General features: G+C 41.3%; 9 protein-coding genes. 5 read left to right on the top strand and 4 right to left on the bottom strand.

Annotated features, from left to right (window positions below):
- Window positions 1-267: 267 nt before the first annotated feature.
- Window positions 268-816, bottom strand: a complete 549-nt coding sequence (locus tag V7K36_RS32280) for a DUF2808 domain-containing protein (RefSeq protein ID WP_335121949.1) — start codon at window positions 814-816, stop codon at window positions 268-270.
- Window positions 817-838: 22 nt separating this feature from the next.
- Window positions 839-1276 carry a DoxX family protein gene (locus V7K36_RS32275; RefSeq protein ID WP_335121947.1) on the bottom strand — a complete coding sequence of 146 codons (438 nt, stop codon included), beginning with the start codon at window positions 1274-1276 and terminating at the stop codon, window positions 839-841.
- Between the two features lie 353 nt (window positions 1277-1629).
- Between V7K36_RS32275 and V7K36_RS32270 the strand changes: the two genes are divergently transcribed.
- Entirely contained in the window at window positions 1630-3804 is a 2175-nt protein-coding gene (locus tag V7K36_RS32270) for a DEAD/DEAH box helicase (RefSeq protein ID WP_335121945.1), read from the top strand.
- 377 nt (window positions 3805-4181) lie between these two features.
- Here the strand turns inward: V7K36_RS32270 and V7K36_RS32265 are convergent, their stop codons facing one another.
- Both V7K36_RS32265 and V7K36_RS32260 read right to left on the bottom strand, forming a co-directional pair.
- On the bottom strand, window positions 4182-5060 hold the full coding sequence (locus V7K36_RS32265; RefSeq protein ID WP_335121944.1) for an SMP-30/gluconolactonase/LRE family protein: 879 nt from the start codon (window positions 5058-5060) through the stop codon (window positions 4182-4184).
- A gap of 300 nt (window positions 5061-5360) precedes the next feature.
- On the bottom strand, window positions 5361-6299 hold the full coding sequence (locus tag V7K36_RS32260; protein WP_335121942.1) for an NAD-dependent epimerase/dehydratase family protein: 939 nt from the start codon (window positions 6297-6299) through the stop codon (window positions 5361-5363).
- Window positions 6300-6598: 299 nt separating this feature from the next.
- On the opposite strand from V7K36_RS32260, the gene V7K36_RS32255 reads away from it, so the two are divergent.
- From V7K36_RS32255 to V7K36_RS32240, 4 genes are all read left to right on the top strand, one after another.
- Window positions 6599-7741 (top strand): glycosyltransferase, encoded by a 1143-nt coding sequence (locus tag V7K36_RS32255; RefSeq protein WP_335121940.1) that lies wholly within the window; start codon window positions 6599-6601, stop codon window positions 7739-7741.
- 112 nt (window positions 7742-7853) lie between these two features.
- On the top strand, window positions 7854-8612 hold the full coding sequence (locus V7K36_RS32250) for a sugar transferase (RefSeq protein WP_334830428.1): 759 nt from the start codon (window positions 7854-7856) through the stop codon (window positions 8610-8612).
- A gap of 483 nt (window positions 8613-9095) precedes the next feature.
- Complete coding sequence (gene gmd / locus V7K36_RS32245) at window positions 9096-10175, top strand: GDP-mannose 4,6-dehydratase (RefSeq protein WP_335121938.1); 1080 nt, start codon at window positions 9096-9098, stop codon at window positions 10173-10175.
- Window positions 10176-10198: 23 nt separating this feature from the next.
- Window positions 10199-11143, top strand: a complete 945-nt coding sequence (locus tag V7K36_RS32240) for a GDP-L-fucose synthase family protein (protein WP_335121936.1) — start codon at window positions 10199-10201, stop codon at window positions 11141-11143.
- Window positions 11144-11369: the final 226 nt, after the last annotated feature.

Genomic DNA, 11369 nt, shown 5'->3' with positions numbered 1-11369 from the left:
TGGGTTCATAGCTCTCATAACGCTGTCATACTTAAGTATTTTTTCTACTGACAGGATACCGTTACGTGGGCTTTCTTACTTCTCAGACATCCTCTTAATGAGATTACAGCTATTTTCAGGTAAATAGACCACGCGGTAGGGGCACAGCAATGCTGTGCCCTTACGACAGATGTGGTTCAAATACTTGAATTCTGTTGTAAGCTGTCGTGATTACACAAACTTGCGTTGTTCATAGGATTTACGTAATGCACCCTATGGAAACCAGCTTCACCTATTGCTGTAAAACTGAAACCGTCCAAAGCCAAGAAATTGACCGTGGGATTTCTCACCCACTGGGAACGCTGTCACACCCAATAAGTAGACACCAGAAAAGCTGGGATTACTCACAGGGCGGAGGGCGATTGTAATTGTCTGTCCCGGAGTTACAGGCGGGTCAAAGTTCACAGTAACCGTGCGTGTCTCGCGCTCGTTTGTGACTGAGCCTAATTTTAGTCGCATTTCTTTGCGATCGCTTGTTCCCACAAATGCGCGGGTATCATTAAGATTGTAGTCGATGTTTTCTACTCCCTCCCTCTGTGCGATCGTTACCCTCTGGAGGGATTCTCCAGCATTTTCCGGCAAATTAATAGTAAAATAATAAGTCCCGCCCCAAACATTCACATCTTTGTAAGTAGTTGTCGCTTTAACAAGTTTTGGCGGTTGGACAAAGTAGACAGTACCATCTCTGAGCTGCACTGCTTGAGTCACCGTCACGGCAACTCCTGCAATACTTATTGCTAACGAGAGTGTTATCCCAAATAAAGTTGCAACGCGCATGATTCAGATATAAAAAACGCACTCATTTCAATTTTAGTCCTTTGGGAATGAGTGATTTGGGAATGATAGAAGCTTGTTTTTCCCAATCAGAAGATTTCGTATACCACCAAGCCCAAACAATTAAAACTGCTTGAAAGGGAAGTCTGACTACGTGTACCCAAGGTGAGTTTGGTATATGTTCTAGCTGAATATGATTAACCGCCATGTTGATATTGGCAGGGAAAACCGCAATAAAAAGAGCAATAAGTCCCCAAGCAGCAGCTTGACTTACAGGCGGGACTAATAAGCCTATACCACCCAAAATTTCATAAAAGCCACTGAGATAAACTAATCCTAAAGGGTAAGGTAGTTGCGGCGGCATAATTTTGACATAGGGTTCTGGAATAACAAAGTGTGTCACTCCAACCACAATGATGGATATAGCAAGGATGACACGTAAAATTTCCTTATACTTCTTCATGGTTTTTGTCTGATTATATACTTACCCCTATTACTTCAGTTTGACTGACAGATGTTAATCTGCCTTGAGTCAATAGGAGGAGAAATCGACAAAATTTTTCAAAATCCACAATGCTCACGTCGCCTATAGCGTTTTCTAATCTAGTCAGGTACTGTTAACCTCACCCCGATAAAGCTATACTTCATCTCCCCTCTCCTTAATAAGGAGAGGGGTTGGGGGTGAGGTTTTGATATGTACTTCATGCATCTGGCAACCGCCATAATATGATATTATTTCAACTTTATCGGTGTAATAAATAATCAGTAATAATTTAGTAGTCAATTCATTACCTGTTCTAATTATTCATAAAAAATATGAGCGATGCCTTTAGCCGACTTGCACCCTTTATCCAAGAATATATTTATCATCACCAGTGGACTGAATTGCGACCAGTTCAAATTGCCGCTTGTCAAGTTATATTTGACACTGATGCTCACTTGCTAGTTACTGCTGCAACTGCTGCGGGTAAAACAGAAGCAGCCTTTCTGCCAATTTTGACTCTATTACATGCTAACCCGGCTGCAACTATCGGGGCATTATATATTAGTCCAATCAAAGCTTTAATTAATGATCAATATGAGCGCCTCAACCACTTACTCAAAGAAGCAGATATTCCAGTTTGGCACTGGCACGGTGATGTTTCTCAAACTCGAAAAAACAAGCTTTTAAAGAATCCTCAAGGCATTCTACAAATTACACCAGAATCTCTAGAAAGTTTGTTAATCAACAAAAATAACGACCTCCTTCGTTTATTTGGTGATTTAAGATTTGTCATTATTGATGAAATTCATACCTTTATGGGTTCAGAACGCGGTTGTCAAATTATTTGCCAATTACAACGTTTAGCAAAGTTGACGCAAAAACAACCGCGCCGTATTGGTTTATCCGCAACTATTGGTGATTACTCAACAGCTGAAGAGTGGTTGAGTTCTGGAACAGATAAGCCAGTGATTACACCGCAAGTTGACGGGATAAAACGCCAAATCAAACTAGCTGTAGAATATTTTTATCTTACTGAGGAAGTAGATGAATCTGAGGCGACAGCTGATGAACAATATATTTTCAATCTCAGCAAATCTCGCAAATGCCTAATATTTGCTAATAATCGGACGCGTACCGAATCTGTAATAGCATCTTTGCGACAAATTGCCACAGAACAAGGACTACCAGATATATATCATGTGCATCATGGGAGTATATCTGCTAGCTTGCGGCAAGCTGCTGAAAATGCGATGCGTGAACCCAACAATCCAGCTGTTACCGCCGCCACTCTAACTTTAGAATTAGGCATAGATATTGGTCATTTAGAGCGAGTTATTCAGTTAGAATCACCCTTATCTGTAGCTAGCTTTTTACAGCGTTTAGGACGTAGTGGCAGAAGAGGTGAAGCTGCCGATATGCGCTTTATCTGCGCCGAAGATAAACCATTATCAGAAGCTTCTCTACCAGAGCAAATACCCTGGCAACTCTTGCAGTGTATCGCTATTATTCAACTTTATTTAGAGGAGCAATGGATTGAACCAATCAGACCGATTAAATATCCTTTGAGTTTGCTTTATCACCAAACAATGAGTATTTTAACAGCAACGGGGGAAATTTCACCTAATGCCCTAGCTAAACAAATTTTTAGTCTGCCGCCCTTTGCTGCTATTTCCAAAGAAGATTTCCAACTATTGCTCCGCTATCTAATTGATATTGGTCATATTCAGCATACTGAACAAGGTAAATTAATCTTGGGTTTGGCAGGAGAAAAGGTTGTGAGAAAATTTCAGTTTTATGCTGTCTTTGCTGAACAGCAAGAATATATTGTTAAACAAGGTGCAACGGAAATTGGCAGTATCGTCACGCCGCCTCCTGTTGGCAATCAATTTGCTTTAGCTGGCAGAAGTTGGGAAGTCGTAGAAGTTGACTTTAAAAATAAGGCTATTTTTGTTAAACAAGCCGAGGGTAAAGCTAGTATTTATTGGCGTGGTAGTGGTGGCACTATTCATACCAAAGTTTTACAACGAATGCAGCAAGTTTTATTTGAAAATGTCGAGTATAGTTACTTGCAAAAAAATGCTTCGCAACGTTTACATAAAGTTCGCCAATTGGTGCAGCAGGTTGGATTAAATAAACAAAATATCTTGCAATTGGAAAAAGGTAAATGCTGTATTTTTCCCTGGATGGGTACGGTTGCTTATCGCACCTTAGAGAGATTACTCAACTCCTACTGTCGAGAATCGTTAGAAATTACAAGTATTGGCGGAGTAAATCCTTATTATTTAACAATTAAATTAGGCAAGGATAAATTTAAATATCTTTATCGTGAAATTGCTTCATTGTGTGAGCAAAGAATTAGCCCAGAAGATTTAGTCAGTACTTCAGAAGCACCGGGAATTCAAAAGTATGATCAATTTATTCCTCATCCACTTTTACGAAAAGCTTTTGCTAGCGATTATTTAGATATGAGAGAACTCAAACAGCAAGTGGCACTCTGGAGAGAATAAACAAGAGCAAAAATTCCCCTGGATGCAACACATGGTAGAGGCACGCCCTATGCTTACCTGTATTTGACGCAATTGAGAGCCGCTATAGGATTGCTATATAATTCCTAAAAATCATATAGCGGTTCTCAGTTGAGTGAGGTATAAGAACCCCACCCCCAACCCCCTAAGAGCAAGCTAGGAGCAGGGTGGTTTCATACAAGCAGAGAAAAAATCAAACTGAGTTTCAAAGCCTCTCTCCGCTTCGGGGAGAGGAATGGAAGTGGGGTAAAAAGCCATGTCACAAAACGAGAATCAAGACTTATGTATTTTTCTTTCTTCGTATGAAACCACCCTGCCTAAAAGCAAGCGAGGAGGGGGCTATGATGTACCTCATTTGATTAGGAAAAGCTATAAGTAGGTAATCCAGTCACATCAGTTTGGAGAGCAAACAAATCACCAGAGTAGAAACTTTTTTCGATCTCTGATTGGCTGAGTCCAACTGAAGCAGTGGTAATATAAAGTGTTTGTAAATCCTCACCGCCAAAAGTACAGCTAGTTGGCAATTGCACAGGTAACTTTATCCGCAATATCTCTTCACCCTTGGCGTTGAAACGAATCACACACCATCCATCCCACATCACTGACCAGATATGTCCTTCACTGTCTATTGTCAACCCATCTGGGTAAAAAGATTCATTAGTTAAATCAACAAAAGTACGGCGATTACTAATGTTTCCTGTTACTGAATTAAAGTCGTAAGCGTATATTTTTTGCTGGGGGGAATCTGTCAAGTAAAACGTCTTTTCGTCAGGACTCCACCCCAGACCATTAGAGATAGTTAATCCTATTTCCATAATATGCAATGAACCATCAATGTCATAGCGATATAGGCTAGCCTGGGGTTTTTCCAAAGAACACGTTGAACCGAACCAGAAACGGCCTTGAGAGTCACATTTCCCCTCATTGAGACGGTTATTTGGTAGATTTCCTTCAATTTCCAAAATCGGGTTAACTTCACCTGTCTGGGTGTTGAGGAATGCCAGGTGATGACGTAACGCCATAATTAATCTATCTGCACCTGCTGTTGCGATCGCACCTACGACATCTCCCACATCAAAAAAGCAGTTTTTCCCTGTGGTAGGATTGAACTGATGCACCCGATGGTTATAAATATCGACCCAGTACAGTAGGTTTTGGGTAGAGTCCCAGATGGGGCCTTCACCTAAGCGGGCACGCGCTTCTAGAACATTCTGGAGTGGATATTGCAACTTGTTCATTTTACCAATTAACAACACTATTTACAGAAAGCAATTTCAGTGGAATTGACGCAATGCGTTAAAAAACGTCTGCCTTATATAGCGGTTCTCACTTCACTGCAATACAGTCTGAACCTCACCCCGTATTTGCTGAAGCAAACACTCCCCTCTCCTTACTAAGGAGAGGGGTTGGGGGTGAGGTTTAAATTTGTATTCAACTAAAAATGCGATGAATTGTGTCTTCCCCAGGTAAAAGAAAAACTCTTCCTTTTGGCTAAGGTTCAGATTCCCAACTTTTTAGACAAGTCGGGAATCTTGTTGTTAAACAACTTGTAAAATCTCCTCATCTACAGAAAAATCTACTTCGGCTTTGTCTTTTGCATTAGCCAAATAATCATTTTCCAGAGAGTCTTGTAACCCAGAAATCAAATTATATTCAGGATGCCAGTTTAATTCTGTTTGCGCTTTATTCACCGAAGCAAAGAAATGCTGCACTCGCATCGGAAAAGCTTTGCGCTTGCCGAAATCAAACTTTTTCGGGTCGTAATGGACGATTTTTACAGCATCGGGTGATTTACCAGCCGCTACAGCACTAGCACGGGCTAAACCATCAAAAGTGACAAAGCGATCGCCAGATATATTATAAATCTCTCCTATTGCCTGTTCATTACCCAAAACCTGAGTCATTGCCCGTGCTAAGTCTTTTACATGACCTAGCTGTGTGATATGCAAGCCATTTCCAGGGATGGGAATGGGGCGATCGCGCACAATTCTGTCAAAAAACCAACTTTCCAACTCATTATAATTACGAGGTCCGTAAATATAAGTAGGACGAATAGAAGTAAAGGGCAATCCCAATTGAGTCAAATAAGCTTCTGTTTCATGTTTACCCTTATGGCGACTTTTGGGATCTACCAGATCACCTTCTACATGGGGCAATTGGTCAGATTTGAGATACACCCCCGCAGAACTCATATACACAAAATGTTGCACTCGGTCTTGAAAAATCTCTGCTAGTGGTTGAGTATCAGTCAGTTCCCGCCCATTATTGTCAAAAATGACATCAAAATTTTCTGGCGATAATTTTGCTTTTAATTGGGTAGCATCCGTGCGATCGCCTATAATTTGTCCTACTCCCTCTAAAGGAGGTGCTGGCCGATTCCCACGATTGAACAGCACCACCTCGTGTCCTTGTTCCACTAGTAGTTGAGTCAAATACACACCAATGAACCGAGTACCACCCATAATTAGAATTCGCATAAATTCACCCTTTCTATATCAGTTGTCGTCAAAGCAGTAGGGAGTGGGAACTAGGGAGTAGGAGAAGAAGAAGACAAGCCAGACAAGGAGAATAACCAATGCCCAATGCCCAATGCCCCATGCCCAATGCCCAATACTCAATGCCCCAATCTGAGGTTATCATCCATCTGGAACCTCTGAGGGAAAGATTGCGTCTTCTGTGCTAATCTGGGACGCTTCCTGTTAATTAATCACAAGGGGAAACTTTTCATTTAACGTCATCAAGTTGCCTAAGTATTTTCCATTTATTCAAGTTAGCTGTGCCCTTGAAATATGCTCTAGTTCATGAGTGGCTGACACCTAAAGCCACCGGTGGTTCAGAACTCGTTGTCCGAGAAATTTTGAATCACATTGATGCTGATTTATATGCTCTCATCGATTTTGAATCCAGCAATAGAGAAAGTTATTTATACAAGCGTCAGATTGGCAAGACCTTTCTCCAGCACTTTCCCTATGCCCAGGACGGTATACAAAAATACTTGCCTTTGTGGCCTTTGGCAATTGAACAACTGGATTTGCGGCATTATGATGTAATTCTGTCTTCATCCCATGCTGTTGCCAAAGGAATTCTTACCACTCCAGAACAGATGCATATTTGCTACTGTCACAGCCCTATGCGCTATGCCTGGGACTTGACCTTTGATTATCTACGCCACAGCAAACTGGGTAGTGGTTTGCCTGGGTGGGTGACGCGATATATATTACATCGTTTGCGCCAGTGGGATGTATTGAGTGCCAATCGCGTTGATTACTTCATTGCTAACTCCCAGCATACAGCTCGGCGGATTTGGCGTTGCTATCGGCGAGAAGCAACAGTCATTTACCCACCAGTAAATATTGCGGAATTTCCATTTCTATCTGAGAAAGAAGACTTTTACCTGATAGTTTCCCGGTTAGTGAGTTACAAGCAAGTATCGTTGATTGTCAACGCTTTTAATCAACTAAAACGACCATTAGTAGTAATTGGTACAGGAGATGAAATGATAAAGATTCGTGAGATGGCAAACTCCAATATCCAAATACTGGGATGGCAACCCGATAATGTGGTAAAAAAATATATGTCTAGGGCTAAGGCTTTTGTGTATGCAGCTTGTGAAGATTTTGGTATTGCCCTAGTGGAAGCACAAGCCTGTGGCACGCCAGTGATTGCCTATGGTGCAGGAGGTGCTCTAGAAACAGTGCGAGATATCCGCTCTGATGTGGATACAGGGACAGGTATATTTTTCAGAACGCAAACAGAGGCAGCTTTGGTGGAGGCAGTAGAAAAGTTTGAAATGTATGAGGGTTTATTCAGTTCCGAGTATATGCGATCGCACGCCGCGCAGTTTTCACCGCAAATCTTTGCAGATCGTTATCTAGATTTTGTAAACAAGTGCAACGAAAAAAGACCGTTTTTGCAATGATGGTCTTGGTTAATCTCTTATTTTTTTAGGCTTTTGGCAATTTCCCCCCAGAAGCACCTCATTTTGGCTTTAATATTGGGACTATGTGTGGTGTGGATTATTAAGGAGTATGATGACTGCCCAGAGCTCACTCCTCTCCGGCAAGCGAGGCCTACAGCAAGACACTAGAGCGTCTACGCGTACTTTCTTAAAACGCGGTCAAAAAACAAAGACCCCAAAAGTTAAACCCAAAGGTTTCTCTTTTCAGGGTTTAAACGGAGAGTTTGCCAAGCGACTGTTCGATATAGTGTTTTCGCTGTCAGTGTTAATTTTGTTCTTCCCCGTCTACTTAATTTTGGCCTTGCTGATTGCTTTCAGTTCAGAAGGTCCAATTTTTTATGTCCACGAACGGGTAGGGAAAAATTACAAAGCGTTTAATTGTATTAAATTCCGAACAATGGTGAGCAATGCGGACGAAATCCTCGTGCAAATGATGGAAACATCCCCCCAGTTGCGACAAGAATTTGAGAGCAGTTTTAAGCTGAAACAAGATCCCCGGATTACCAAAATTGGTCGATTTTTGCGAATTACCAGCTTAGACGAATTTCCCCAGTTCTGGAACGTTTTAAAAGGGGACATGAGTGTAGTCGGCCCCCGACCCTTAGTAGCAGAGGAACTGCCAAAATACGGTTGTCACATTGATGAGATTTTAACAATCCGTCCAGGAATTACTGGTTTGTGGCAGGTGTCTGGGCGTAATGACATTCCCTACCCTCGGCGAGTCCAAATAGACCTGCATTATGTCAAATTTAGGAATTTATGGCTTGATTTATGGATTATCTTGAAAACTGTTGATGTGGTGATTCTGCCTAAAAATAACGGGGCATACTGAGTAACTACTTAGGGTCGATTCTGTGGGGCAGTTAATGCCCCTAAGTACCAAATTCTACCTGTAAAACTGACTGTTGATCTTTCTTATAGTTATCTATATTTGTGCCTTTCTACTTAGCTCAGACCTCTTTAAGTGTGGATTTTTGATTCGTTTTGCTCATATTCTGATTTTTGCCAGAAGTCTAATTTCAAATCCTATTTTATTCAGTCTTCACAAAACCAGAGATATATGAAGTTTTCACAAAAAACAACATACACAAAAAGAATATTTATCCAAAAAAATATACATAATTAAACAATCTTCATCTATCTAATATTGCTTTACGTGTTAAATTCATTTTTTAGCAAGTATATTCACTTACTAAAAAAGTATCATAACCACAATAACTCGTAGGTTTCCCATTAGGCAATTCGGCAATTAGCTGCTAGGTTGTATCAAATCGCCTGTAACTTTTTAATCAAAGACAATAAAGGATAATTGAGCATGACGCAAGAAAAACGAGCGTTAATTACTGGTATTACTGGTCAAGATGGTTCATATCTAACTGAGTTTTTGCTGGAAAAAGGTTATGAGGTTCATGGCATTATTCGCCGAACTTCTACCTTCAACACAGACCGCATCGATCACATTTACGAAGACCCCCACAAAGAGGGAGTGCGGTTGTTTCTGCACTATGGTGACTTGACCGATGGTACAACCTTGCGGCGTATTTTAGAAGATGTCAAACCAGTAGAGATTTATAACCTCGGCGCTCAATCCCATGTCAGAGTCAGCTTTGATTCACCAGAATATACGGTGGATACTGTAGGAATGGGTACACTGCGTCTGTTGGAAGCAATTCGGGACTACCAACAGCGTACCGGAATTCAGGTGCGATTTTACCAGGCGGGTTCTTCAGAAATGTACGGTTTAGTACAAGCAATACCTCAAACTGAGACAACGCCCTTTTATCCGCGCAGTCCCTATGCCTGTGCAAAAGTTTACGCCCACTGGCAAACTGTAAATTATCGTGAGTCTTATGGTTTGTTTGCTTGTAACGGCATACTTTTTAACCACGAGTCACCACGACGGGGTGAAACCTTTGTAACCCGCAAAATTACTAGAGCAGTTGCTGGTATCGTTGCTGGTAAGCAGAAAAAAATTTATATGGGTAATCTAGATGCCAAGCGAGATTGGGGCTATGCGAAAGATTACGTCAAAGCCATGTGGTTGATGTTGCAGAAAGACCAGCCAGAGGATTACGTAATTTCTACTGGTGAAACTCACTCGGTACGGGAGTTTTTGGAACTGGCATTTAGTTATGTGAATCTCAATTGGCAAGATTATGTAGAGTTTGATGAGCGTTACCTCCGTCCATCTGAGGTAGAGTTGTTGATTGGCGATTCTAGCAAAGCACGCCAGAAGTTGGGCTGGACAACATCAGTAACCTTTGAAGAACTAGTTTCCCTAATGGTAGAAGCAGACTTACAAGCATTGGGTCACACTTCACCTAATGGAAATGGTTCGCAATTTCCACATGATATTGCTACTACTCGTCTAGAACTGGGTGCTTTGCACTTCTGATTCGCACCACAGAGGATAAAAATATGACCGCCTTAGAACTAAAAAATCAACGTATTCTCGTCACTGGTGGGTCGGGGTTTCTAGGTCGTCAGGTGATAGATCAACTGTGTAAAGCAGGGGCTGATCGTGAGAAGATTACAATAGTGCGATCGCGCGATTGCGATTTGCGTGTTTGGGAAAATAGCCAACGTGCAGTTGACCAGCAAGACATAATTATTCACCTAGCAGCTCATGTCGGTGGCATCGGTCTGAACCGCGAAAAACCCGCAGAGTTGTTCTACGATAATTTGATCATGGGAACCCAGCTAATTCACGCTGCCTATCAAGCTGAAGTAGAAAAATTTGTATGTGTTGGGACAATCTGCGCCTATCCTAAATTTACCCCAGTGCCATTTAAAGAAGATGATCTTTGGAATGGCTACCCAGAGGAAACCAACGCCCCCTACGGAATTGCTAAAAAAGCACTTTTAGTCCAATTGCAATCTTATCGCCAGCAGTATGGTTTTAATGGGATTTATTTACTGCCAGTAAATTTATATGGCCCAGAAGATAACTTTGACCCTGGAAGTTCCCACGTTATTCCAGCATTAGTTCGGAAAGTTCACGAAGCCCAAATTAAAGGAGAAAAGCAACTTCCAGTTTGGGGTGATGGCAGTCCTACGCGTGAGTTTCTGTATTCAGAAGATGCAGCGAGGGGGATTGTTATGGGGACTCAATTCTATAACGAATCTGAACCAGTTAACTTGGGAACGGGTGATGAAATATCTATCCTTAATTTAGTAACTCTAATCTGCGAATTGATGGAGTTTAATGGTGAAATTGTTTGGCAAACTGACCAGCCTAATGGTCAACCCCGCCGTTGTTTAGATACTGAACGGGCAAGGCAAGCCTTTAATTTCACTGCTCAGGTAAGCTTTGAGGAAGGGCTAAAGAATACTATTGAGTGGTATCGTCAACACGCTGTATAACGATGTAAGTAGGTGGGCGTTAAAAAATACAACTAAATTATGAAATGTAAATCGCTTAAAAGCTTATATTTAAAGCCTTTTTAGTACTTTACATAAGTTAATATAGTTAGGTTTAATTATGCTTACCTACTTACCCCTCTTCTGTCACTCTCCGAAAACTTTTGCCATTTCTGAATTCTAGAGCTTTTGTATATGAAGCGATCGCGCGATTATTTTCTAATAACAA

Source organism: Nostoc sp., from assembly GCF_036919555.1.
GTDB lineage: Bacteria > Cyanobacteriota > Cyanobacteriia > Cyanobacteriales > Nostocaceae > Nostoc.
Note: the sequence above shows the minus strand (reverse complement) of the source record. Positions and strands in the feature narration are given on the sequence as shown.